The sequence below is a fragment of the Pseudomonas sp. GM18 genome (assembly GCF_000282195.1).
GTDB lineage: Bacteria > Pseudomonadota > Gammaproteobacteria > Pseudomonadales > Pseudomonadaceae > Aquipseudomonas.
In genome coordinates, this window is record NZ_AKJT01000040.1 from 34,092 (window position 1) to 57,782 (window position 23,691).

The following is a 23,691-nucleotide window of genomic DNA, read 5'->3' on the forward strand; positions in this document are numbered from 1 at the left end:
GGTCTGATTGCATTCGCAGCCGGATGCTTTAGTGTTGGCTTTACCTTCCAAAACAATAAAAACAGGCTTTCCAATGAGCCAGAATCTCAGTCAACTGCGTAAATTCGTTTCACCTGAAATCATCTTCGGCGCCGGCTGTCGGCACAACGTCGGCAACTACGCCAAGACCTTCGGCGCCCGCAAGGTGCTGGTGGTCAGCGACCCCGGGGTGATTGCTGCCGGTTGGGTCGCCGATGTCGAGGCCAGCCTGCAAGCCCAGGGCATCGATTACTTTGTGTACAGCGACGTTTCGCCCAACCCGCGGATCGAAGAAGTGATGCTCGGTGCCGAGTTGTACCGGGAGAATCACTGCGATGTGATCGTCGCGGTCGGCGGCGGCAGCCCGATGGATTGCGGCAAGGGTATCGGCATCGTCGTCGCCCATGGGCGCAACATTCTTGAATTCGAGGGCGTGGACACCCTGCGCATGCCCAGCCCGCCGCTGATCCTGATCCCGACCACCGCCGGCACGTCGGCCGACGTGTCGCAGTTCGTGATCATCTCCAATCAGCAGGAACGCATGAAATTCTCCATCGTCAGCAAGGCTGCGGTGCCGGACGTGTCGCTGATCGATCCGGAAACCACCCTGAGCATGGACCCGTTCCTGTCGGCCTGTACCGGTATCGACGCGTTGGTCCACGCCATTGAAGCCTTCGTTTCCACCGGCCACGGGCCGCTCACCGACCCCCACGCGCTGGAGGCGATGCGGCTGATCAACGGCAATCTGGTGCAGATGATTGCCAACCCGAACGACATCGCCCTGCGGGAAAAAATCATGCTCGGCAGCATGCAGGCCGGGCTGGCGTTCTCCAACGCGATCCTCGGCGCGGTGCATGCCATGTCCCACAGCCTCGGGGGGTTCCTCGATCTGCCTCACGGCTTGTGCAACGCGGTGTTGGTGGAGCACGTGGTGGCGTTCAACTACAGCTCGGCACCGGAGCGCTTCAAGGTGATCGCCGAGACCTTCGGCATCGATTGCCGTGGCCTGAACCACCGGCAGATCTGCGGGCGTCTGGTCGACCACCTGATCGCCCTCAAACACTCCATCGGCTTTCACGAAACCCTGGGCCTGCACGGGGTGAGTACGGCGGACATTCCGTTCCTGTCGCAACACGCCATGGATGACCCGTGCATCCTTACCAACCCGCGCGAATCCAGTCAGCGCGACGTCGAGGTCGTCTATGGCGAAGCCCTCTGACGAACAGCAACGGGCGCTGACCGGGTTGCTCGGCCTGGGCAATCACTCGGCGCGCAAGAGTCATTACCCGGAACTGGCCGCGCGCCTGGATGAACTGGAAGCCGAGCGCAACCGCTACAAATGGCTGTTCGAAAACGCGGTGCACGGGATCTTCCAGGCCAGCCTGCAGGAAGGCATGCGCGCCGCCAACCCGGCGCTGGCGCGGATGCTTGGCTATCAGGACCCGCAGGAGGTGCTGTTTTCCCTGACGGACCTGGCGGGCACGCTGTTCGTCGGCGGCGCGCAAGAGCTGGAAAGCATCGGCGAAATCCTCCAGCGCGAGCGCAGCCTGCTGGGCTATGAAACCCAACTGCGGCGCAAGGACGGCACTGTCCTTGACGTGTTGATGAACCTGCTGCTCAAGCCGGATCAAGAAGGCTTGGTGGAGGGTTTTGTCGCCGACATCACCGAACGAAAACAGGCCCAGGAGCGTTTGCAACAGCTCAATGACCAACTGGAGCAGCGGGTCACCGCGCGTACCAACGAGCTGCTGGAAGCCGCCGAAGCCTTGCGCGACGCCCGTGATGCCGCCGAGGCGGCCAATCGCAGCAAGGACAAATACCTCGCCGCCGCCAGCCACGACCTGCTGCAACCGCTCAACGCCGCCCGTTTGCTGATCTCGACCTTGCGCGAACGCCGCTTGCCCGACGTCGAACAGGTGCTGGTGGAGCGCACGCATCAGGCGCTGGAAGGGGCCGAAGATTTACTCACCGATCTGCTGGATATTTCCCGCCTCGATCAGGCCGCAGTGAAACCGGACATCGCCCTGTACCGCCTCGACGAATTGTTCACGCCACTGGTTTCGGAGTTTCAGTCGGTGGCCGCGGCGGCCGGATTGAACCTGCGGGTGCACATGGGCGATTACGCCATTCATACCGACTTGCGCCTGATGACGCGGATTCTGCGCAACTTTCTCAGCAATGCCTGCCGCTACACCGACGACGGCAGCATCCTGCTGGGTGCCCGGTGCCGGGGCGACGCGCTGCGAATCGAAGTCTGGGACACCGGGCGCGGGATCCCGGCGGATCGTCTCGATTCGATCTTCCTCGAATTCAACCAACTGGACGTTGGCCGCGCCGCCGACCGCAAGGGTGTGGGCCTGGGACTGGCGATTGTCGAACGCATCGCCAAGATCCTCGATTACAAAATTGAGGTGCATTCCCGGCCGGGACACGGTTCGATGTTCAGCATCGAGGTGCCGATTTCCCATGAAATTCCACTGCCGATCAGCCAGGCCGCGCCGCAGCCGAGTACCGGCAACCCGTTGCCGGGCCGGCGTCTGCTGGTGCTGGACAACGAAGTCAGCATTCTTGAAAGCATGAGCGCGCTGCTCGGGCAGTGGGGCTGCGAGGTGGTGATCGCCACCGACGAGGCTACCGCGCTGGCGGCCTTGCAGGGACAGGCGCCGGAACTGATTCTGGCGGACTATCACCTCGATCACGGGGTGGTGGGCTGTGAAGTGGTCCGGCATTTACGCGAGCATTTCAGCCGGGCGATACCGGCGGTGATCATCACCGCCGACCGCACCGACCAGTGTCGTCGCTCGTTGCAGCGACTCGACGCGCCATTGCTGAACAAACCGGTAAAGCCTGGCAAGTTGCGTGCGGTGTTGAGTCAGTTGTTGGCGTAGTGATGGTTGCAAAGATCGCAGCCTTTGTAGCAGCTGCCGAGCTTGCGAGGCTGCGTTCGGCTGCGAAGCAGTCGTGAACCCGGCTGACGCGGTCTGCCTGACGCACCGCAATGTCCGGATTTTACGACTGCTGCGCAGCCGAACGCAGGCTTCGCCAGCTGCTACAAATTGCATTACGGCTTAACCTGCCGGTTTTGGGCTTGCTTCCTCGCCACAAGGGATTTGTGTTTCAGCTGTGGCAAACTGACGATATTCCCGAACCAAGGCCATCGAATGGATCACTACACCCCGCGCGACTGGCAGCCCCACGAGCGGCCCAGCCTGCCCGGTTCGCCCTCGACGCCGTTGCACTCCAACCCCAGGCGGCTGGCCTACGCGCTGGTGGGGGTGTTGGTGGCCTTGACCGGCGGTCTCGGCAACTCGCTGGTGGTTGCCAACCTGCCTTACCTGCAAGGCGCGCTGGGGGCGACCACGGCCGAGATGGCCTGGCTGCCGGCGGCCTACGTGATGACCAACGTGTCGATGAACCTGCTGCTGGTGAAGTTTCGTCAGCAGTTCGGCCTGCGGGCGTTCACCGAAGTGTTCCTGATGCTCTATGCGCTGGTGACTTTCGGCCATCTGTTCGTCAACGACTTGAGTTCGGCGATTGCCGTGCGCGCGGCCCACGGCATGGTCGGCGCGGCGCTGAGTTCGTTGGGCCTGTATTACATGATCCAGGCTTTCCCGGCGAAATGGCGGATGAAGGCGCTGGTATTGGGCCTCGGTACCTCGCAATTGGCTTTGCCCATGGCGCGGTTGTTTTCCGAAGACCTGCTGCAGATCGCCGAATGGCGCGGGCTGTACCTGTTCGAACTGGGCATGGCGCTGTTGTCCCTGGGCTGTGTGTTTCTGCTGAAACTGCCGCCGGGTGACCGCTTCAAGACCTTCGAAAAACTCGACTTCCTGACTTTCGCCATCCTCGCCAGCGGCGTGGCCTTGCTCTGCGCGGTGTTGTCTTTGGGGCGGATCGACTGGTGGCTCGAGGCGCAGTGGATCGGAGTGGCCTCGGCGGCTTCGATCGTGTTGATCCTCACGGGCCTGGCCATCGAGCATAACCGCAGCAACCCGATGCTGATGACCCGCTGGCTCGGCAGCGGGGCGATGATTCGCCTGGCCCTGGCGGTGATCCTGATTCGCATGGTGACGTCGGAGCAGTCCACCGGCGCAGTGGGGTTCATGCAGGCGCTGAACATGAGCAGTCAGCAGCTGCACAGCCTGTATGTGGTGATGTTGATCGGCAGTATCGCCGGCCTTGCCACCAGCGCCCTGACCATCGACCCCAAGCACCTGATCATGCCGCTGAACATCTCCTTGGCGCTGATGGCGGTCGGTTCGGTGATGGACAGTTATTCGAACAACCTGACCCGCCCGGAAAACCTGTATTTCAGTCAGTTTCTGCTGGCTTTTGGTGGGACGTTTTTCCTCGGGCCGACCATGGTCTACGGCATGCGCAACGTGCTGTCCAGCCCGCGCAACCTGGTGAGTTTCTCGGTGCTGTTCGGTATCTGCCAGAACCTCGGGGGCCTGATCGGCGCGGCGCTGCTGGGAACGTTCCAGATCGCGCGCGAGAAGTTCCACTCCAGCCACATCGTCGAGCAGCTGACCTTGCTCGACCCGCGTGTGGCGGCGCGGGTCCAGAGCGGTGGCAACGCGGTCAGCTCAATGATCGCCGACCCGAGCCTGCGCAACCTGCAGGGCATTCGCAGCCTGGCCGCCGCGGCCACCCGCGAGGCCAATGTTCTGGCCTACAACGATGTGTTCATGCTGATTGCCGTGATCGCGGTGCTGACCATGATCTGGATTTCCATTCGCGCCCTGTGGCTGATGAGCACTACCCAGGCCGTCACCCCGGCGCCTGCTACTCCAACCAAACAACCCAGCGGTGCCACTTCTCCATGACCGAACCGACCACCACGACCACCAACACCATTGCCGCCACCCCCGAAGGCGTGACGCCGCCATCCTCGCCGGGCACTGAACCGCGCTCGCTGGGGGTGCGGATCATCTCGTCCCTGGGCTTTGCGGCGATTGCCATCGTCGGTGTGCTGATCGTGTTGTACGCCTGGCAACTGCCACCGTTCAGCAGCGCGGTCGAGACCACGGAAAACGCCCTGGTGCGGGGCCAGGTGACGATCATCGGCCCGCAGCTCAGCGGTTACGTGTACGAAGTGCCGGTGCAGGATTTTCAGTTTGTGAAGGCCGGGGATTTGCTGGTGCGCCTCGACGACCGCATCTACAAGCAGCGTCTCGATCAGTCCCTGGCGCAACTGGCGGTGGAGAAAGCCGCGCTGGCCAACGTGGTGCAGCAACGCAACAGCGCCGAAGCGACCATCAAGTTGCGTCAGGCCGCGGTCGCCGACGCCCAGGCGCAGTTGCGCAAAAGTGAAGCGGATTTGCGCCGTAACAAAGAGCTGGTCGGTGATGGCTCGGTGTCGAAACGCGAGCTGGACGTGACCCTGGCCGCCAACGCCCAGACCGTTGCCGCCGTGGCGCAAGCCCAGGCCAACCTGGACATCGCCCGGCAGGATCTGCAAACGGTGATCGTCAATCGCGGCTCGCTGGAAGCGGCGGTGGCCAGTGCTGAAGCGGCGGTGCAACTGGCGCGGATCGACCTGTCGAACACTCGCGTGATGGCGCCGCGCGACGGTCAGCTCGGGCAGATCGGCGTACGCCTGGGCGCCTACGTCAACTCCGGGGCGCAACTAATGGCGCTGGTGCCGAACCAGTTGTGGGTGATCGCCAACATGAAGGAAACCCAGATGGACAACGTGCGGGTCGGCCAGCCGGTGAGCTTCACCGTCGATGCGCTGAACCACCAGAAATTCCACGGGCGGGTGCAACGGATTTCACCAGCCACAGGCTCCGAGTTCAGTCTGTTGCAGGCTGACAATGCCACTGGCAACTTCGTCAAGATCGCCCAGCGGGTGCCGGTGCGGATCACTGTCGATGCCGATCAGGAACAAAGTGAGCGGCTGCGACCGGGGATGTCGGTGGTGGTGAGTATTGATACCGCAGCGCCGATCACCCCTGACTGACACCGCCCCCTGTAGGAGCGATGTGTTCAGCTGGCGATTATCGGGGGCAGGGTGCCGAGCAGTGAAACCGCCGCCACTGCGCCGATCCCCAGTAACCATTCCAGCACGACGCTGGTGCGCAACACGCCCGGAGACTGCTGGCAATCCTTGACTCGCAGCCGATTGAACAGCGCCAACCCCAGCATCGCGAGCACCAGCACCACCTTGATCGACAGAATCAGCGCAAATCCGGACAGCAACGGCGTCGGCCAGAACACGCCGGTCAGTACGCGCACGTTGATCAGGCCGGTCGTCAGCAACCCCGCCACCAACGCATAACCGATCCCGCTGAAGCGTCGCAGTATCGCGCTCAAGGGATGAGCGTCCGGTTGGCGCAGGATCATCACCAGCAACATCAACCCACCGAGCCAGGCGCCTACGCAGGTCAGGTGAATAATTTGGTTGAGGATCAACAGTTGGCCTTGCAGGCCATCGAGCATGGCGCCATGACCGACCGGGGCCAGGGTTGCCAGCAGCAGGCTGGAAAGGCCGATGCGCAAGGGCACGCTGGAACGCCAGGGCGTCAGCGGCAGCGCCATGAGCAACAGATTGAGCAGCAGATGCCAGCGCCACACCTGACCGAAAAAGGTAGTGCCCAGCACCAGACTCAGCGTCGCCGGGTCGAATGCCGCGCTCGAGGAGCCGGCCATGCTGGCGGTGATCAGCAGCAACCAGCCGACGCCGCTGAGCAACGCCACCACGCTGAGCCAGCGGGTTGTTCGCGCCAGGGCCGGATCCAGCAACGCCGGTTCACGGCCCAACAGCAAAGGCCTGAACACCCAGGCCCCGAATAGCATCAGCACCATGGTGAAATGCAGGAAACGGCACAGCACCAGCGCATCGGCCATGAATTACTGACCCACTTTGAAACGGTAGGCGCCTTCACTTTTATGGGTGTCGACCGACACGGCGTGCCATTCGACTTTGTAATCGCCAGCGGCCAACGGCGCTGCCGGGGTGACGACCAGGGTTTTCTTGTCGCTGCCTTCGGTGGCGAGGCTTTTCACCGGCACATCGGCACCGTCCTTGCTGATCGTCACTTTGGTGAACGATGCTTCAACCCCTTCGGAAAACACCAGGCGCAGTTCTGCAGGCGCGCTCACCGTGCTGTTGGCCGCCGGGGTCTGGCTTTTCAGGTGGGAGTGGGCAAACACCGACGAGGCGGCGAACAGCGAGCCGAGCAGGGCAGCGGTGGTCAGGGCGTTCTTGAGCAGCATCGTGGAGACCTCGCAGGCAGGTTCAAAGTGGCAGCCAGTTTACCTGCCGCAGGACCGCTGTACGAAGTTTCGTTTTCCCCTGTCGCCGCGATGTAGAGCGGATGCTAGTCTTGAGCAACGCTGTTGTCAGGGAGCCCTCATGGGCAATCACAAGATCGAGATTCGTCGCAGTAACGTCGAAAAAATCCTGTTGGCGGCCGAAAAGGTCTTCGCCGAAAAAGGGTTCGGCAGCACCGCCATGGCCGACATCGCCGCCGAAGTGCAACTGCCGCGCTCCAACCTGCATTACTACTTCAGCACCAAGAGCGAGCTGTACAGCGCGGTGCTCCTGGGTTTGCTGGAGGTCTGGAAGCAGGACGCCCTGTGCTTCGAAATGTTTGACGACCCGCGCGTGGTGCTCAGCAGCTACATCCGCGCCAAGATGAACCATTCCCGCAGCCGGCCGTACGGTTCGAAAGTCTGGGCCAACGAAATCATCCACGGCGCACCGACCCTCGGTGAGAAACTGGACGCGAGCCTGTACGACTGGGCCAAGATGAAGGAAGCGAAAATTCGCCAGTGGGTGGAAGACAAACGCATCCTGCCGGTAGAGCCTTCCAGCCTGTTGTACATGATCTGGGCCTCGACCCAGCACTACGCCGACTTCGATCATCAGGTGAATATCCTTAATGATCATCAGCCGTTGTCGGACATGCAGTTCGAGCGGGCGGTGCAGACGGTGACCAGCGTGATCTTGCGCGGGATCGGGTTGGAGCCGTAACCCGATCGTTCCCACGCGGCCAGATCGTTCCCACGCTCTGCGTGGGAATGCCTCAATGGACGCTCTGCGTCCGCTCTTGGGACGCGGAGCGTCCCGGGCTGCATTCCCACGCGGAGCGTGGGAACGATCACTCTCAAACCACAACGTGATACGGATTGCGGGGATCATGGTTCCAATCCAGAAACGGCTTGCCCGTATCCACCGGCACCATCTCGATACAATCCTGCACCGGGCAGGTGATCTGGCACAGGTTGCAGCCCACGCACTCCTCATCGATCACTTCATATTTATGCGTGCCGTCGGCCTGTTTGAGGCTGGCAATCGCCTGGTGCGAGGTGTCTTCGCAAGCGATGTGGCAGCGACCGCAACCGATGCACGCCTCCTGATCAATCTTGGCAATCACCTGATAGTTGATGTCCAGGTACTTCCAGTCCGTGGTATTGCCCACCGCACGCCCGGTAAAATCCGACACGCTGGTGTAGCCCTGACTGTCCATCCAGCGTGACAAACCGTCCTTCATCTCCTCGACAATCCGGAAGCCATGCAGCATCGCCGCCGTGCAAACCTGCACCGAGCCGCTGCCCAGGGCAATGAATTCCGCCGCATCGCGCCAGCTGCCGATGCCGCCAATGCCGCTGATCGGCAAGCCCTGGGTCTGCGGGTCGCGGGCGATCTCGGCGACCATATTCAGTGCAATCGGCTTCACCGCCGAACCGCAATAACCGCCGTGGGTGCTTTGGCTGCCGACGGCGGGATTGGCGACCATGCGTTCCAGATTGACGCTGGTGATCGAATTGATGGTGTTGATCAACGACACCGCATCGGCGCCGCCACGGTGTGCGGCACGGGCGGCGACGCGGATGTCGGTGATGTTCGGCGTGAGTTTGACGATCACCGGCAACGAGCAATAGGTCTTGCACCAGCGAGTAACCTGTTCGACGTATTCCGGCACCTGGCCGACCGCCGCGCCCATGCCTCGTTCCGGCATACCGTGGGGGCAGCCGAAATTCAGCTCGATGCCATCGGCGCCGGTGGCTTCTACCAGCGGCAGGATGTTTTTCCACGATTCTTCAACGCAGGGCACCATCAACGACACGATCAGTGCGCGGTCCGGCCAGTCCTTTTTGACCTGGGTGATTTCCCGCAGGTTGATCTCCAGCGAACGGTCGGTGATCAACTCGATGTTGTTGAAGCCCATCACTTCGCGGTTGGCCCCGAAGTGCGCCGAGTAGCGTGACGACACGTTGACCGCCGCCGGGTCCTCACCCAGGGTTTTCCAGACCACGCCACCCCAGCCAGCCTCGAACGCACGGACCACGTTGTAGGCTTTGTCGGTCGGCGGCGCGGAAGCGAGCCAGAACGGATTGGGGGCTTTGATACCGGCGAAGACAATTGAGAGATCGGCCATTTACGCAGCCTCCACGTTGAGCATGAGTTGAGCGTTGATGGCCTCGGCGGCCAGCTTGCCGTGCTGTACGGCTTGCACGGTGAGGTCTTGATCGAGGCTGGTGCAGTCGCCGCCGGCATATACGCCGGGAATGCTGGTGCGCAGTTGCTCATCGACGAGGATTCGATCGCCCTGACGCTTGAGTTCACGGGCCAGCGGATCGGCGAGGGCACTGGCGTCGAAGGCCTGGCCGATGGCTTTGAAGATCGCGTCGGCGGCCAGTTCGAAGGTTTCGCCGGTGGTTTGCAGGCGACCTTCCTCCAATCGGGTGCGGGCGAAGCGCATGCCGCGCACGTTGCCCTGATCGTCGAGCAGCACCTCTTCGGGTTGCGCCCAGGTCAGCAGGCGCACCTGATTGGCTTTGGCGATGTCCTGCTCGTGAGCGGTTGCGCCCATGTCGTCGACGCCACGGCGGTACACGAGATTCACGTCCCGGGCACCGAGGCGGGCCATTTGCACGGCCATGTCGATGGCGGTGTTGCCGGCGCCAAGGACGATGCAGCGTTCGGCCAGCGGCAGTTGCGTCAGGTCATCGGCCTGGCGCAGTTCGCGGATGTAATCGGTGGCGGCGAGCAGGCCGGGGGCATCCTCGTTGGGCAGGCCCAGTTGTTTGCTGGCGGCCAGGCCCAAGCCGAGAAACACCGCGTCGAATTGCTGATGCAGTTCGCTGAGGGTCAGGTTGTCGCCGAGCTTGTGCCCGTGGCGAATCTCGATCCCGCCAATCCCCATCAGGAACTCAAGCTCCTTCTGTGCGTAATCGTCCACCAGTTTGTACTTGGCAATCCCGTATTCGTTGAGGCCACCGGCCTTTTCCCTGGCCTCGAAAATCACCACGTCATGGCCGTGCATGGCGCTGCGGTGCGCGCAGGACAAACCGGCCGGGCCGGCACCCACCACGGCGATGCGCTTGCCGGTTGCGGCGGCGCGCTGGAACGGGTGTTCGCTGAAGTGGGCGTTGTCCACGGCGTAGCGTTGCAACAGGCCGATCAGCACCGGCGCGCATTCCTGGGCGTTGTTGCGCACACAGGCTTGCTCGCAGAGGATTTCCGTCGGGCAGACCCGGGCGCAACTGCCGCCGAGGATGTTGGCCGAGAGGATTTTCTGCGCCGCGCCCTGAACGTTTTCCTGATGGATATTGCGGATGAACGACGGAATATCGATATCGCTCGGGCACGCGTTCACGCACGGCGCGTCGTAGCAATACAGGCAGCGCGAGGCTTCCAGATGCGCCTGACGCTCGTTGAGTGGCGGCGCCAGATCGGTGAAATGGCCGGCGAGGGCGGCCGCGTCCTCATGGGGATGCGGGAGGTGGTTCAGGGTCTTGATCACGGTGTTGGCCTCACGGTTAATTGAGGTACTGCCTCTGATGGGCACTGGTTCTGTGGCGTCTGGGCCGGCCTCTTCGCGGGCAAGCCTCGCTCCTACATTTGAAAATGCGTTCCCCTGTAGAAGCGAGGCTTGCCCGCGAAGGCCGAAGGCCTCGATTTCAGCGTTTCACAGCACTCGGCTTGTTCAACTCAGCCCGCTTGCTCAGCAAATCGAACACCGCCGGATAGGCCGGCCGTTCGATATACCGGCCCGCACCACGCTCGGCGCGCAAATCACCATCGGCCCACACCACTCGGCCCTGGCTGACGGTGTGGCTCGGCACGCCACGCACGGTCTTGCCTTCAAAGATGTTGAAGTCGACCTGCTGGTGGTGAGTCTTGGCTGAAATCGTCCGCGTGCCTTCCGGGTCCCACAACACCAGATCGGCATCGGCACCGACACGGATCGCGCCTTTGCGCGGGTAGAGGTTGAAGATCTTCGCGGTGTTGGTGGAGGTGAGCGCAACGAAGTGCTGCATCGACAAGCGCCCGGTGTTCACCCCTTCATCCCAAAGCACCGCCATGCGGTCTTCGATACCGGCGGTGCCGTTGGGGATCTTGCTGAAGTCGTCACGGCCGGCGGCTTTTTGCTCGGCGCAGAAGCAGCAGTGGTCGGTGGCGGTGGTGTGCAGGTTGCCCGCTTGCAGGCCATGCCAAAGGGCTTCTTGATGGCCGCGTGGGCGGAACGGCGGGCTCATCACGTAACCGGCGGCGGTCTGCCAATCCGGATGTTGGTAAACGCTGTCGTCCAGCAGCAGATGCCCGGCCAGCACTTCGCCGTAGACCGGTTGGCCCTTGGCGCGGGCATAGGTGATTTCGTCGAGGGCTTCCTTGGTCGAAACGTGGACCAGGTACAGCGGCGTGCCCAACGTTTCGGCGATGCGGATCGCCCGGCTCGCGGCTTCACCTTCCACCTGCGAAGGCCGCGACAGTGGGTGCGCCTCCGGCCCGGTGATGCCCTGGGCCATCAACTTGCGTTGCAGGTGATAGACCAGCTCGCCGTTTTCCGCATGCACGGTCGGCACCGCGCCTAATTCCAGGCAGCGCTCGAAACTCGCCACCAGCGTATCGTCGGCGGCCATGATCGCGTTCTTGTAAGCCATGAAATGCTTGAAGCTGTTGACCCCGTGTTGGCTGACCAGCTCGGTCATTTCCTCGCGGACCTGTTCGCTCCACCAGGTGATGGCGACGTGAAAGCCATAGTCAGACGCCGACTTCTCAGCCCAGCCGCGCCATTGATGAAAGGCCTCCATCAATGATTGCTGCGGGTTGGGTATCACGAAGTCGATGATCGACGTGGTGCCACCGGCCAATCCCGCCGCGGTGCCGCTGAAAAAGTCTTCGCTGGCCACCGTGCCCATGAAGGGCAGTTGCATGTGCGTGTGCGGATCGATGCCGCCGGGCATCAGGTATTGGCCGCTGCCGTCGAGCACTTGCGCATCGGCGGGAACATCGAGGTTTTCACCGATGGCTTTGATCACGCCGTCGGCGCAATAGACGTCGGCGCGATAACTTTCATCATGGGTAATAACGGTGGCGCCACGGATCAACAGAGACATTCCGAGTTCCTCGCAGGCATGACCGACTATTGCCGGTTCTAGATGTTTTATATGCAGCAGACGCCAATCGGTGTATTCCTGTCAGCGCTGTCAAGAATAGACGCTAGCTGCAGTTTATGGATTGAGCAAGAATATTTTTTATAAGCTTATTACTGGTTTAACTAGCTGATAAATAAAGATAAAAAATAAAAATCACCAAAATTGTGAGGCCTCTCACCATTTTGACGCACTTGACAGGTTGGAAATATGGTCAAGATTTTCTATGTGAAATCAGCCGCTTGAGAATGGTCTATGGTTGATGCGCAACCTTGCAAAAAAACATCGACGCACCAGATTGAGTCCTGACTGTTCGGACAACTTGCCTGGCATTCGGCCTGAGTGACAGGGCAACTGACCGGGGACTCGCTAGTTGGATAAATAAAGCTGATTAACATCAGTTGGTTAGCAAAGTTTTATGGCACTGCCCGAGGCGCAAGCGGGGCACCCGGCACGTTTATTGATGCCGCCGCTGACACCGTGGCCGGTCCGTAAAAGTTGTCAGTTTCTCCGGCCATCGTCCGGCTCGCGCGCATTGCGCCAGCCTCTGATGAGCAAAAATAATCAAAAGAACAGTGGAGCGGCCATGCAACAGATCAGATCGCAAGTGACCGAGCGCGACGGCTTGTTTGAGCTCGAGGCCGGCAGCGATGTCCTCGACAGTCCCCGATACAACCACGACATGGCACCGACCAAGGTGCGCGAACGAACCTGGAACAAATGGCACATCACCGCGCTGTGGGTCGGCATGGCGATCTGCGTGCCGACTTACACCCTTGGCGGTGTGCTCACTGCTTACTTCGGCCTGACCGTCGGCGAAGCGCTGCTGGCGATTCTGTTCGCCAACATCATTGTGCTGATCCCGCTGACCCTGAACGCCTTCCCCGGCACCAAGTACGGCATTCCGTTTCCGGTGTTGCTGCGCTCGTCCTTCGGCATCCTCGGTTCCAACATTCCATGCCTGATTCGCGCCTTGGTGGCGTGTGGCTGGTTCGGCATCCAGACCATGTTCGGCGGGCTGGCGATTCACCTGTTCCTCGGCTCGGTGTTCGATGACTGGAAGGCCCTGGGCGGTATCGGTGAAGTGATCGGCTTCATGCTGTTCTGGGCCTTGAACCTGTGGGTGGTGATTCGCGGCGCGGACTCGATCAAATGGCTGGAAACCCTCTCGGCGCCGTTATTGGTGCTGGTGGGCGTGGGTCTGTTGGTGTGGGCGATGCCGAACGTGTCGATGACCGAGCTGCTGGCGATCCCGGCCAAACGTCCGGAAGGCGCCAGCGTGGTCAGTTACTTTGCCGCCGGGCTGACTGCAATGGTCGGCTTCTGGGCCACCTTGTCGCTGAACATTCCAGACTTCAGCCGCTACGCGAAAAGCCAGAAGGATCAGATCGTCGGGCAGATCATTGGCTTGCCCCTGACCATGTTCCTGTTCGCCTCCCTCGGCGTGGTGATGACGGCCGCGTCGGTCAAACTGGTGGGTGTCACCGTCTCTGACCCGGTCACCCTGATCGGCCATATCCAGAGCCCGGTCTGGGTGGCACTGGCCATGGCGCTGATCATCATCGCCACGTTGTCCACCAACACCGCGGCCAACATCGTGTCGCCGACCAACGATTTCCAGAACGTCGCGCCCAAATACATCAACCGCACCACTGCGGTGATGCTCACGGGGTTGGTCGGGTTGGCGCTGATGGCCCATGAGCTGCTGAAAAAGCTCGGGCTGATCGTCTCGGATCTGAGCCTGGAGACGGTGTATTCCAACTGGTTGCTCGGCTATTCGAGCCTGCTGGGGCCGATCGCCGGGATCATGGTGGTGGACTATTTCCTGATCAAGAAACAGCAACTGGATTTGGCTGGCCTCTATCGTGACGACGTGTACCCGGCGTGGAACGGGTTTGGCTTCATCGCCTTCGGCGTGCCGGTGGTGTTGACGCTGCTGTCACTGGGCAGCGATGCCTTCAGCTGGTTCTACAGCTACGGCTGGTTCACCGGCTCGGCCCTGGGAGGGCTGATTTATTACGGGTTGAATGCGATGCGGCCGAGCCCGACTGTAGTGAAATCGGCGGTGTGACGAGTGATCGTTCCCGCGAATAACAACTGCCTGAGGAGATCACCATGAACGCTGCCGTAGACGTTCTGCAGTCCACCCATCAGCACATCAACCGCGACCGTCTGTGGCAGTCGCTCATGGAATTGGCGAAGCTCGGCGCCACGGTCAAGGGTGGCGTCTGCCGGCTGGCCCTGACCGACCTCGACCGCCAGGCCCGGGACATTTTCGTGAAGTGGTGCGAGGAGGCCGGTTGCACCGTCAGCATCGACGCCGTCGGCAACATCTTCGCCCGCCGTCCGGGGCGCAACCCGAACCTGCCGCCGGTGATGACCGGCAGCCACATCGACACCCAGCCCACCGGTGGCAAGTTCGACGGCTGCTTCGGCGTGCTGGCCGGGGTCGAAGTGTTGCGCACCCTCAATGACCTGGGCGTGGAAACCGAAGCGCCGCTGGAAGTGGTGGTCTGGACCAACGAAGAAGGTTCGCGCTTCGCCCCGTGCATGATGGGCTCCGGCGTGTTCGCGGAAAAATTCACCCTCGAGGAAACCCTGGCCAAGGTCGATGCCGAGGGCGTGACCGTCGGCGAAGCCCTGAACGCCATTGGCTACGCCGGGCCGCGCAAGGTCAGCGGCCATGCCGTGGGGGCGTACTTCGAGGCGCACATCGAGCAAGGCCCGATTCTTGAGGACGAACACAAAACCATCGGCGTGGTGATGGGGGCGCTGGGGCAGAAATGGTTCGACCTGAAACTGCGCGGCGTCGAAGCCCATGCCGGCCCGACGCCGATGCACCTGCGCAAGGACGCGCTGGTCGGCGCCGCGGTGATCGTCGGCGCAGTCAATCGCGCCGCCCTCGGCCATCAACCCCACGCCTGCGGCACTGTCGGCTGCCTGCAAGCCTATCCCGGCTCGCGCAACGTGATTCCCGGCGAAGTGCGCATGACCCTGGACTTCCGTCATCTGGAACCGGCGCGACTCGATTCAATGATCGCCGAAGTCCGCGAGGTCATCGAAACCACCTGCGAGCAACATGGCCTGACCTTCGAACTGACACCCACCGCCGACTTCCCGCCGCTGTACTTCGACAAGGGCTGCGTCGAAGCGGTACGCGGTGCCGCTCAAGGGCTCGGTCTGTCGCACATGGACATCGTCAGCGGGGCAGGGCACGACGCGATCTTCCTCGCCGAACTCGGCCCGGCCGGGATGATCTTCGTGCCTTGTGAAGGTGGCATCAGCCATAACGAAATCGAAAACGCCGCGCCGGATGACCTGGCTGCCGGCTGTGCGGTGTTGTTGCGGGCGATGCTGGCGGCTTCGCAGGCAATTGCCAGCGGTGAATTGGCGGCTTGAAATGCTGACGTGCGCTGAAAAAATCGGCGCACGTCACAAACCCGAATCCTCGAGGCAATCGTCAGTTCGACGATTGCGATCTTTTGATCTTCCGGTCCCGGCAGTCGCTTCATTCGCACTATCAGAGCCCCCGGTGGTCGTAATCTTCACAGGGCTGCGCGCAAAGTGCCGCTCAATCGTGGAGATCTTCGAGATGCGTGTTTTTTCGCCGCTGTCACTCGCACTCTGCACGGCGATTCTGGTTGGTTGCGCCAGTCCGCCGCCTCCGCCACCCGCTGCACCACCACCGCCACCGGTTCGTACCTGTTCGACCACCGAAAGCACCGATGTGCAGGGTGATATGAGGGCTGAAGGGCAGGTGACCCGAACCACGACCCTGACCCGTTGCGTCACTCAGTAAACGGGTCGGGTAGAGTCTGAGGTGGCGTTCAGACTTCCTCGATCCTGACCCACCGCGACTCACGTGCAGCCAGACGAATCGCCGTCGCCAGGCGTTCGACTTCCCACGCCTGCTCGAAGTCCGTCCCGTCCTGACCTTGGCCGGCCAGCGCCATGACCAACTCATGCACTTCAAGGGTCTTGAGTTCGTTGTAACCCAACTGGTGCCCCGGCGCCGGGCTGAAGGCGGCGTAACCCGGCAAATCCGGCCCCGCCAGCAGCCGTTGGAAACCGCCTTGCCCGGCACGATACAGCCGCAGTTCATTCAAGCGCTCCTGATCGAACGCCAGGGTGCCTTGGGTGCCGCTGATTTCAAAACTCAGGTGATTCTTGTAGCCGTGTTTGAGCCAGCTGCTGCTGAACGTCCCTCGCGCGCCATTGGCGAACCGCAGCAACGCGTGGACCTGATCGTCGACCGCGACCTCGCGTCGTTCGTGACCGCCCGCCGTCAGGGGACGCTGCGTATGCACAGTCTGGGTATCCGCGCACACCGCCTCGACGTCGCCCAGCAGATGACGGGCCATGGCCAACAAGTGACTGCCCAGGTCCGCCAAGGCGCCGCCGGCGTAATCGGCGTCGCAGCGCCAGGACCAGGGTGAAACGGGATCGGCCATGAAGTCTTCGCTGAACTCGCCCTGGAAACTGATGATCTGCCCCAGCGCGCCGTTTTGAATCAAGTCCCGAGCCAGGCCGATGATCGGGTTGTGTTGATAGTTGTAACCCACCCGCGTCACCACGCCCGCAGCTTTGGCGGCAAGACGCATGGCGCCGGCCTGCTCGAGGCTCACGGCCAGCGGCTTTTCGCAGTACACCGGTTTACCGGCGGCGATGGCAGCCATGGCCATGGGGTAGTGCAGATGATTGGGGGTGGTGATGGCGATCAGGTTGACCTTGGGGTCATCGATCAGCTGTTGCCAGTCACTGTGCGCCGTCTCGAAGCCCCAGGCTTCGGCGCAGTGGCGGGCGCGCAGCGGATCGGCGTCGGCCAGGGCGGCAAGTTTGAGCTTCAGCGGCAATTCAAAAACAGCACTAACGTTGCGAAAGGCCAAGGCGTGGGCACGGCCCATGAAACCTGTGCCGATGAGTCCGATACCGAGTTCGCGCATAGCCGGGGTCCTTTGGATTTTTGTTTTCAGGAGGGCTATTTATGGAATAAAAATTCTCAAAATGCAAATGGTGGAATAAATATTCTTGTGTTGGAGCCGATACGTCCTGCGGAAACGCCGATCCCACCGTAGGAGCTGCCGAAGGCTGCGATCTGATCGTTCCCACGCTCCGCGTGGAAATGCAGCCAGGGACGCTCCGCGTCCCAAAAGAGCGGACGCAGAGCGTCCGGTGAGGCATTCCCACGCAGAGCGTGGGAATGATCAGTGGTGAGTACTGAAAACTAAAAAGGCAGCCCTGAGGCTGCCTTTGGCTTATCCGCAGAACCGAATCAGGACAGAAACCCGCCATCCACGTTCAGCGAAACCCCGGTCGTGTAGCTCGACGCATCACTTGCCAGATACAACACCGCCCCCGCCATTTCACTCGGATCCGCCACGCGCTTGAGCGGAATCTGCTGCAGCGCAGTGTTCAGAATCGCCTCGTTCTTCACCAGCGCCGAAGCAAACTTGGTATCCGTCAGACCCGGCAGCAGGGCGTTGCAGCGAATGCCGAACTGCGCGCATTCCTTGGCGAACACCTTGGTCATGTTGATTACGGCTGCCTTGGTCACCGAGTAGATGCCCTGGAAGATCCCCGGCGAGATGCCGTTGATCGAGGCAACGTTGATGATGCTGCCGCCGCCGTGTTCGCGCATCAGCTTGCCGGCTTCCACCGACATGAAGAAGTAACCGCGAATGTTCACGTCGACGGTTTTCTGGAAGGCGCTGAGGTCGGTGTCCAGCACGTTGCAGAACTGCGGGTTGGTCGCGGCGTTGTTGACCAGGATGTCCAGGCGCCCGAATTGTTCGCGGATGCCGGCGAAGACCTGGGTGATCTGTTCCATCTCACCGATGTGGCAGGCAATGGCGGTGGCCTTGCCGCCGGCGGCGATGATCGCGTCGGCGACGTGCTGGCAGCCGTCGAGCTTGCGGCTCGAAACGATCACATGCGCACCTTGCTGCGCCAGCAGTTTGGCGATGGCTTCACCGATGCCGCGACTGGCGCCGGAGACGAAAGCGATCTTGCCGTCGAGGTCGAACAACTGAGTCTTGGACATGATTTTTTCCTTGTTATGAGGCCCGATCAGAGCCGCGATCAGAGGCTGGATTTCTGAATGACCTGCAAGCTCATCTGCTCCAGCAGTTTGTTCATGTGAATGAACTGCGCGAAGCGTTTGTCCTGGGTCTGACCATGGAAGAAGCGGTAGTAGATCTGCTGCACGATGCCGGCCAGACGGAACAGGCCATAGGTGTAGTAGAAGTCGAAATTGTCGATCTGGATGCCTGAGCGCTCGGCGTAGTAATCGACGAATTCGCGGCGGGTCAGCATGCCAGGGGCGTGGCTCGGCTGGCGGCGCATCAGTTGCACCGGTGCCGGGTCGCCGGCCTCGATCCAGTAGGCGAGGGTGTTGCCCAGGTCCATCAGCGGGTCGCCGAGGGTGGTCAGCTCCCAATCCAGCACGCCGATGATCTGCATCGGGTTGTTCGGGTCGAGGATCACGTTGTCGAAGCGGTAATCGTTGTGGACGATGCTCGACGTCGGGTGATCGGCCGGCATCTTGTCGTTGAGCCAGGCCTTTACCGCTTCCCACTTCGGCGCGTCCGGGGTCAGGGCCTTTTCGTAGCGCTCGCTCCAGCCTTTGATTTGCCGCGCGACATAACCTTCGGGTTTGCCCAGGTCGCCCAGGCCATAAGCCTTGTAGTCGACCCGGTGCAGTTCGACGAATTTGTCGATGAAGCTCTTGCACAGGGTTTCGGTCTTCGCTGAATCAAGGCCCAGTTCCGGCGGTAGTTCGGAGCGCAGGATGATGCCCTTGACCCGTTCCATCACATAGAACTCGGCGCCGATCACCGATTCGTCAGTGCAGTGCACATAGGCTTTGGGGCAGTAGGGAAAACCGTCCCGCAGCTGATTGAGGATGCGGAATTCGCGGCCCATGTCGTGGGCGGACTTGGCCTTGTGGCCGAACGGCGGCCGACGCAGGACGAATTCCTGTTCGGGGTATTCCAGCAGGTAAGTCAGGTTCGACGCACCGCCCGGAAACTGGCTGATCACAGGCAAGCCGCTCAGGCCTGGAATGTGCGCCTTGAGGTACGGATCGATCAGGCTGGCATCGAGTTCTTCGCCAGAGCGGATACGGGTGGACTGGTCAGTAAGCGCCATGCTTATCCCTTCTGCTTATTTTGGAGGCCAGACATCATTGGCTAATCTAATGGCGCGCCGGGGTGGCCACAAGCGCGGCACGGTCTTATAGGTTAGCGTGTTGCCGGATAATCAGCGTTCCTGATGTGCGCGAACAGGCTCGGCGGGCTATGGTTCAGGGAGCACCGCTTCCAGGAAGGAGATTCGACATGGGTTGTCCGCAAGTTTGCGCCACCGCGACCCTGCAATGCAGTTTCGGTGCGGCGCCGGCGGTACTCAACGTGCTGCCGGTGAACCGCACGATGACCGCAGGTATGCCAGCGGCGAACATCATGGACCACATTCCGCTGGTGAACATCATGCCGTTCGGCACGTGCATGAGCATGGCCAACCCGATGGTCGCAGCCGCCACCGCCGCGGCGCTTGGCGTGCTGACGCCGATGCCGTGCATCCCGGCCACCGCCACCCCGTGGATCCCCGGCGGCGCGCCGACCCTGCTGCTGGGCGGCATGCCGGCCATCGATGCCAACAGCACCTTGATGTGCAACTGGGCCGGAGTGATCAAAATCGTGATGCCGGGGCAGATGCAGATGCTGATTCCCTGAACCCAACAACAGTGCTCAGGCCTGCTCGGGATCGCTCCAGCGCCTGAACCACCAGCGCACCCGTGAGATCGGCTTGCCGTCCGCAGCCAGTGGTCGTCCGTCGCTGGCGAAGCCCTGTTCCGGTTCCAGCAATTGACCGTTGAGGTAACGGGCCTCGACGGCCGGTTTGCCGTTGGGATGAAAGCGCTGATAGCGCCCGTCGCGCACGCCGTCGCGGTAGAACTCGACCTCCGCCAGTTGCCCATCGGGAAAGTAATTGAACGCCTCGCCATGCAGCAGCCCCCGGTGGTAAGTCGCCTTGCGCTGCAGACAGCCTTCGGGGGCATAAAAACTGGCAACCCCTTGCAGCTTGTCATGGACAAACGGCAGTTGCGCCGAGACCTTGCCATTGGGGTGGTAGAGCAGGGTGGTGCCTTGCAGCTCGCCCTGGCTGTAGTGCAAATCAGCCTGTGCGCGCCCGTCATCCTTGATGTTCAGTGCGCCGTCGAGCCGGCCATCGAGCAAGCGCCCTTTGAGCTGTTTATCGTTCTGCTGCAAATCCAGCGGCGTGATGGCCATGGGTTTTCCTCGTCAGTTGACCTGCACCAGACCACCCTTGATGGTCAGCATGCCGCCACCATCCACAGTCTGCGAAGCGGCGCCCTTGTTGGTCAGGCTGATCCCGGCGTCGTTGGTCATGGTCGTGCCGGCCTTGTTTTCCAATGAGGTGCCAGCCTGATTGCTCAGGGACGTACCGGCCTTCTGGCTGATCGACGTACTGGCCTCGGCTGCCAGATCGGCGCCGCTCTTGATCGCGAAACTGCCGCCGCTTTGCAGGGTCAGGCTGCCGGTCACTTTGATGGTCAGGTTACCGTCCACCGTCAGGCTGTAATCGCCGGTGACCTTGTGCGTGTAATTGCCACCGGTGCTGTGAGTCTGGTCAGCGCCCACGGTCACCGTGCGACTGTCCTTCACATCGAGCGTGTCGCTGCCGGTCTGGATGGTTACGCTGCGTTTGCCTTTCTCCAGCGTCACGGTCTCGTCGCCTTCTTTCACCGTGCGCGTGCGAGCGTTTTGCACAGTCAGGGTTTCATCGTGGCCGACCGTGGCGGTGGTGTCGTTGAGCACGTTGATCTTCAGATCTTTCTGCGCCTGCAAAAACACCTCTTCGGCGTCTTTTTTGTCCTCGAAGCGCAACTCGTTGAAACCACCGCCGCCCTTGGACGATTGGGTCTTGATCCCGGACTGGGTCTGATTCGCCGGCAGCGCATAGGGCACGGCGTTGTCACCGTTGTAGACGCAACCGGTCACCAGCGGCCGATCCGGGTCGCCGTCGATAAAGGTCACGATCACTTCCTGGCCGATGCGCGGCACGAATTGCATGCCGAAACCCTTGCCGCTCCAGGGCAGCACCACCCGCACCCAACAGGAGCTGGTTTCGTCATTCTTGCCGTCGCGGTCCCAGGGGAACTGCAGCTTGATCCGGCCGTATTCGTCGGTCCAGATTTCTTCGCCCGATTTGCCGACCACAATTGCCGTTTGCGGGTGCATGCGCGGCTTCAGCGTGGTTCGTTGCGGACGAAATGGCGTGGCCTTGGGGATGGCTTCGAAGCGATTGCGATAACTGTCATGGCTGGCTTCGTGAGTCACCGCGGTCACCACCCAATCGATGTTTAACGTCGCGTCGTCATGCCCAGCCAAGGTGAACCAATGCCCCGGCACCAGCCAGCGGCAGTCGCTTTCACCGACGAAGCGTTTTTCCTGACTGCGCAAGCCGTCGACCCTTTGCTTGGTCAACTCATCACCCCGAGCCTTGGCGTTGTAGCCGCCCGGATGTTCGTACATCGACCGCGGCCCAGCCACCGCTTCGGCCTGGCCGTAAAGCGAAGTGGTCGGGGTGGTGAACTCATAATCCGTCGCCCGATACACTCCGGCCACTGCCTGCACGCAGACCTGCCCGGAGCGAATACCGTGTAGTTCACGTTCGCCCAACTGCTGGCCGAGATAGCTCACCTTGGGTCCATTGGGGATCTGCACAAACGCATCGTTACTGTCCCCCAGCACCAGCGTGTGCTTGCCGTCCTCGTGGGTGAAGAACCAGAAAATTCCGTCTTCCTCCAGCAACCGCGAAACGAAGGCGAAATCGGTTTCGCCGTACTGCACGCAGTATTCGCGCGGGGTGTAAGTGCCTGTGAGTGAGAGCTTGAAGTCGGTGAAGGCGTGGGCCTTGAAAATCGTGGTGACGATGTCCGAGGTACTGAGGTTCTGGAACACCCGGTTGTTGCTGGCCAGGGTCAGCCACCAGAGCCATGGCCTTAAAACAAGCTGATAGCGCTCGGCGGTGGCATCGGCGGGCAGTTGGCGGATCTCGGCGACCAGCGCGTCCATCGGACGGGTCAGGGCGTCGTTGTGCAGGGTGGCGGTGACGTGGGTAGCGACGGCGGTGGTCAGGGTGAGGGAGGTGCCGTCGTTGAGGCCGTTGAGGGTTTGCGAGCCAAGAATGTTCAGGGCTTCTTTGCCAGATAGTGACTCAGGATAAAGCGCCGACAGCGAGGTGGCGGTGAGGGAGAGGCTGGTGTTGCTGTCGGTGGAGCGGGGCATTGAGTGGCCTCAAATAGCGGTCAGTGATTCGATTTGGCCGTAGAAAATAAATCTGTCCCCTTTCTCTCGGTCCCCTTTCTCTCGCTTTCTCTTCACTTTCTCTTCTTTCCGGTCAGTGGGCCCAGTCCTCTCAGTCCTGGCGGAATTTCCAACGTACTTGCATCGATGGTCTCGGTTTCAAGGTCGCTTAGGGAGTCGTCATCACTGCTTCCATCTTCACTCTCTTCTTCACTTTCGCTGGAGCTGCTATCGCTTCGCAGATCCTTCTGCCAACTGTTGTGTTCCCAAACGAAGTTGTCTATTTGCTGAGCACTACCAGAATTGGCCAATGGACCGTCCAGTCTTATGCTAGGGGACGGAATGATTGCGTCACGGTGTAGTAAAGTGACGCCGGTGTCAGGGCTCGTTATCACGGCATCTTCTGAATCGGGATTAGGCTTTATGCGATAGACAATAGTCCAGTATTGATGGCCAAGCACTATATTCTTCTTGGTGGCAGTGTTGTAGGCCATGACCCACAATGCGAAACGCGAGGCACCGGATACTTGGCTGAAATTTGCTTTTCCAAAAAGACGTGGATAATCCTTAAACTGGGGAAGATATACTTGAAGGTTGTTGGTCGATAACGCTTTCGCAGGGGCGTTGAAGAAGAAGTCCGCGCGCCCTTTCTCTTGATCAAGGCACTGGAATCTCATGTTTTTTTCGGTTTTTGTTGCTGGTCTTTCGGTTCCATATATCCAGGTACTCTTTCCGGTCAGAACATTCTGTACGTAACCGAATTGCCAATTGTGCAGGGTGGAATCCGGGCTGCTTATGGTCACGTAGGCGCCGACCACACTTAGTCCACCGAGTCCGATACCGACACCTTCACCACCACTGTCGAACCCCAAAGATACGCTGTTGGAAGTTGTTGGGGTCCATGTCAATTTGAATTTCACGTCAACCTCCATTGATGCTCCTGTCAATAAAAAAGACA

20 protein-coding genes are annotated in these 23,691 nt (G+C 61.0%); 9 read left to right on the top strand and 11 right to left on the bottom strand.

Annotated features, from left to right (window positions below; translation table 11 throughout):
- Nucleotides 1–73: 73 nt before the first annotated feature.
- The 4 genes from ercA to PMI21_RS16125 all read left to right on the top strand — a co-directional run bounded on the left by ercA (nt 74) and on the right by PMI21_RS16125 (nt 5,980).
- Nucleotides 74–1,237, top strand: coding sequence for an alcohol dehydrogenase-like regulatory protein ErcA (gene ercA, locus PMI21_RS16140; protein WP_007937656.1), 1,164 nt, complete (start codon nt 74–76; stop codon nt 1,235–1,237).
- The gene (locus PMI21_RS16135; RefSeq protein WP_007937658.1) at nt 1,221–2,906 is read left to right on the top strand and encodes a PAS domain-containing hybrid sensor histidine kinase/response regulator; all 1,686 of its coding nucleotides are present in this window, start codon (nt 1,221–1,223) and stop codon (nt 2,904–2,906) included. Before ercA ends, PMI21_RS16135 begins: the two co-directional genes overlap by 17 nt.
- Nucleotides 2,907–3,179: 273 nt before the next feature.
- Nucleotides 3,180–4,844, top strand: a complete 1,665-nt coding sequence (locus PMI21_RS16130; RefSeq protein WP_007937661.1) for an MFS transporter — start codon at nt 3,180–3,182, stop codon at nt 4,842–4,844.
- Nucleotides 4,841–5,980, top strand: coding sequence for an HlyD family secretion protein (locus PMI21_RS16125; RefSeq protein ID WP_007937663.1), 1,140 nt, complete (start codon nt 4,841–4,843; stop codon nt 5,978–5,980). Before PMI21_RS16130 ends, PMI21_RS16125 begins: the two co-directional genes overlap by 4 nt.
- A gap of 26 nt (nt 5,981–6,006) precedes the next feature.
- Here PMI21_RS16125 and copD read toward each other — a convergent pair whose 3' ends face one another.
- Both copD and copC read right to left on the bottom strand, forming a co-directional pair.
- On the bottom strand, nt 6,007–6,867 hold the full coding sequence (copD, locus tag PMI21_RS16120; RefSeq protein WP_007937666.1) for a copper homeostasis membrane protein CopD: 861 nt from the start codon (nt 6,865–6,867) through the stop codon (nt 6,007–6,009).
- 3 nt (nt 6,868–6,870) lie between these two features.
- A complete protein-coding gene (gene copC, locus PMI21_RS16115; RefSeq protein ID WP_007937668.1) occupies nt 6,871–7,236 on the bottom strand; it encodes a copper homeostasis periplasmic binding protein CopC in 366 nt (121 codons plus the stop codon).
- A 139-nt stretch (nt 7,237–7,375) separates the two neighbouring features.
- Here copC and PMI21_RS16110 point away from each other — a divergent pair, with 139 nt between their 5' ends.
- Nucleotides 7,376–7,996, top strand: a complete 621-nt coding sequence (locus tag PMI21_RS16110) for a TetR/AcrR family transcriptional regulator (RefSeq protein WP_007937670.1) — start codon at nt 7,376–7,378, stop codon at nt 7,994–7,996.
- A gap of 133 nt (nt 7,997–8,129) precedes the next feature.
- Here PMI21_RS16110 and preA read toward each other — a convergent pair whose 3' ends face one another.
- From preA to hydA, 3 genes are all read right to left on the bottom strand, one after another.
- Entirely contained in the window at nt 8,130–9,404 is a 1,275-nt protein-coding gene (gene preA / locus PMI21_RS16105) for an NAD-dependent dihydropyrimidine dehydrogenase subunit PreA (RefSeq protein WP_007937672.1), read from the bottom strand.
- Nucleotides 9,405–10,772, bottom strand: a complete 1,368-nt coding sequence (locus PMI21_RS16100) for an NAD(P)-dependent oxidoreductase (protein WP_007937674.1) — start codon at nt 10,770–10,772, stop codon at nt 9,405–9,407.
- 157 nt (nt 10,773–10,929) lie between these two features.
- On the bottom strand, nt 10,930–12,369 hold the full coding sequence (gene hydA, locus PMI21_RS16095; protein ID WP_007937675.1) for a dihydropyrimidinase: 1,440 nt from the start codon (nt 12,367–12,369) through the stop codon (nt 10,930–10,932).
- 622 nt (nt 12,370–12,991) lie between these two features.
- Between hydA and PMI21_RS16090 the strand changes: the two genes are divergently transcribed.
- The 3 genes from PMI21_RS16090 (at nt 12,992) to PMI21_RS29490 (ending at nt 16,204) form a co-directional block, all read left to right on the top strand.
- Entirely contained in the window at nt 12,992–14,476 is a 1,485-nt protein-coding gene (locus PMI21_RS16090) for an NCS1 family nucleobase:cation symporter-1 (RefSeq protein WP_007937676.1), read from the top strand.
- A gap of 44 nt (nt 14,477–14,520) precedes the next feature.
- The gene (locus tag PMI21_RS16085) at nt 14,521–15,804 is read left to right on the top strand and encodes a Zn-dependent hydrolase (protein WP_007937677.1); all 1,284 of its coding nucleotides are present in this window, start codon (nt 14,521–14,523) and stop codon (nt 15,802–15,804) included.
- A gap of 193 nt (nt 15,805–15,997) precedes the next feature.
- Complete coding sequence (locus PMI21_RS29490; RefSeq protein ID WP_157214307.1) at nt 15,998–16,204, top strand: hypothetical protein; 207 nt, start codon at nt 15,998–16,000, stop codon at nt 16,202–16,204.
- A gap of 28 nt (nt 16,205–16,232) precedes the next feature.
- Here the strand turns inward: PMI21_RS29490 and PMI21_RS16080 are convergent, their stop codons facing one another.
- From PMI21_RS16080 to PMI21_RS16070, 3 genes are all read right to left on the bottom strand, one after another.
- Nucleotides 16,233–17,348, bottom strand: a complete 1,116-nt coding sequence (locus PMI21_RS16080; RefSeq protein WP_007937678.1) for a Gfo/Idh/MocA family protein — start codon at nt 17,346–17,348, stop codon at nt 16,233–16,235.
- A gap of 329 nt (nt 17,349–17,677) precedes the next feature.
- Complete coding sequence (locus tag PMI21_RS16075; protein ID WP_007937680.1) at nt 17,678–18,445, bottom strand: SDR family oxidoreductase; 768 nt, start codon at nt 18,443–18,445, stop codon at nt 17,678–17,680.
- Between the two features lie 38 nt (nt 18,446–18,483).
- Nucleotides 18,484–19,551, bottom strand: a complete 1,068-nt coding sequence (locus PMI21_RS16070) for a phosphotransferase family protein (protein ID WP_007937681.1) — start codon at nt 19,549–19,551, stop codon at nt 18,484–18,486.
- Between the two features lie 188 nt (nt 19,552–19,739).
- Here PMI21_RS16070 and PMI21_RS16065 point away from each other — a divergent pair, with 188 nt between their 5' ends.
- Entirely contained in the window at nt 19,740–20,135 is a 396-nt protein-coding gene (locus PMI21_RS16065; RefSeq protein ID WP_007937683.1) for a DUF4280 domain-containing protein, read from the top strand.
- 15 nt (nt 20,136–20,150) lie between these two features.
- Here the strand turns inward: PMI21_RS16065 and PMI21_RS16060 are convergent, their stop codons facing one another.
- From PMI21_RS16060 to PMI21_RS16050, 3 genes are all read right to left on the bottom strand, one after another.
- The gene (locus tag PMI21_RS16060) at nt 20,151–20,693 is read right to left on the bottom strand and encodes a toxin-antitoxin system YwqK family antitoxin (protein WP_007937685.1); all 543 of its coding nucleotides are present in this window, start codon (nt 20,691–20,693) and stop codon (nt 20,151–20,153) included.
- 12 nt (nt 20,694–20,705) lie between these two features.
- Nucleotides 20,706–22,715: a type VI secretion system Vgr family protein gene (gene tssI / locus PMI21_RS16055; protein ID WP_007937687.1), complete on the bottom strand. Its 2,010-nt coding sequence runs from the start codon at nt 22,713–22,715 to the stop codon at nt 20,706–20,708.
- Nucleotides 22,716–22,807: 92 nt separating this feature from the next.
- Nucleotides 22,808–23,653, bottom strand: a complete 846-nt coding sequence (locus PMI21_RS16050; RefSeq protein WP_157214308.1) for a hypothetical protein — start codon at nt 23,651–23,653, stop codon at nt 22,808–22,810.
- Between the last annotated feature and the right edge of the window lie 38 nt (nt 23,654–23,691).

Excerpts from the sequence above, each read along its gene's own strand:
- ercA (WP_007937656.1), top strand. The coding sequence starts at position 74 with ATGAGCCAGAATCTCAGTCAACTGCGTAAATTCGTTTCACCTGAAATC.
- PMI21_RS16135 (WP_007937658.1), top strand. The coding sequence starts at position 1,221 with ATGGCGAAGCCCTCTGACGAACAGCAACGGGCGCTGACCGGGTTGCTC.
- PMI21_RS16130 (WP_007937661.1), top strand. The coding sequence starts at position 3,180 with ATGGATCACTACACCCCGCGCGACTGGCAGCCCCACGAGCGGCCCAGC.
- PMI21_RS16125 (WP_007937663.1), top strand. The coding sequence starts at position 4,841 with ATGACCGAACCGACCACCACGACCACCAACACCATTGCCGCCACCCCC.
- copD (WP_007937666.1), bottom strand. The coding sequence starts at position 6,867 with ATGGCCGATGCGCTGGTGCTGTGCCGTTTCCTGCATTTCACCATGGTG.
- copC (WP_007937668.1), bottom strand. The coding sequence starts at position 7,236 with ATGCTGCTCAAGAACGCCCTGACCACCGCTGCCCTGCTCGGCTCGCTG.
- PMI21_RS16110 (WP_007937670.1), top strand. The coding sequence starts at position 7,376 with ATGGGCAATCACAAGATCGAGATTCGTCGCAGTAACGTCGAAAAAATC.
- preA (WP_007937672.1), bottom strand. The coding sequence starts at position 9,404 with ATGGCCGATCTCTCAATTGTCTTCGCCGGTATCAAAGCCCCCAATCCG.
- hydA (WP_007937675.1), bottom strand. The coding sequence starts at position 12,369 with ATGTCTCTGTTGATCCGTGGCGCCACCGTTATTACCCATGATGAAAGT.
- PMI21_RS16090 (WP_007937676.1), top strand. The coding sequence starts at position 12,992 with ATGCAACAGATCAGATCGCAAGTGACCGAGCGCGACGGCTTGTTTGAG.
- PMI21_RS16085 (WP_007937677.1), top strand. The coding sequence starts at position 14,521 with ATGAACGCTGCCGTAGACGTTCTGCAGTCCACCCATCAGCACATCAAC.
- PMI21_RS29490 (WP_157214307.1), top strand. The coding sequence starts at position 15,998 with ATGCGTGTTTTTTCGCCGCTGTCACTCGCACTCTGCACGGCGATTCTG.
- PMI21_RS16080 (WP_007937678.1), bottom strand. The coding sequence starts at position 17,348 with ATGCGCGAACTCGGTATCGGACTCATCGGCACAGGTTTCATGGGCCGT.
- PMI21_RS16075 (WP_007937680.1), bottom strand. The coding sequence starts at position 18,445 with ATGTCCAAGACTCAGTTGTTCGACCTCGACGGCAAGATCGCTTTCGTC.
- PMI21_RS16070 (WP_007937681.1), bottom strand. The coding sequence starts at position 19,551 with ATGGCGCTTACTGACCAGTCCACCCGTATCCGCTCTGGCGAAGAACTC.
- PMI21_RS16065 (WP_007937683.1), top strand. The coding sequence starts at position 19,740 with ATGGGTTGTCCGCAAGTTTGCGCCACCGCGACCCTGCAATGCAGTTTC.
- PMI21_RS16060 (WP_007937685.1), bottom strand. The coding sequence starts at position 20,693 with ATGGCCATCACGCCGCTGGATTTGCAGCAGAACGATAAACAGCTCAAA.
- tssI (WP_007937687.1), bottom strand. The coding sequence starts at position 22,715 with ATGCCCCGCTCCACCGACAGCAACACCAGCCTCTCCCTCACCGCCACC.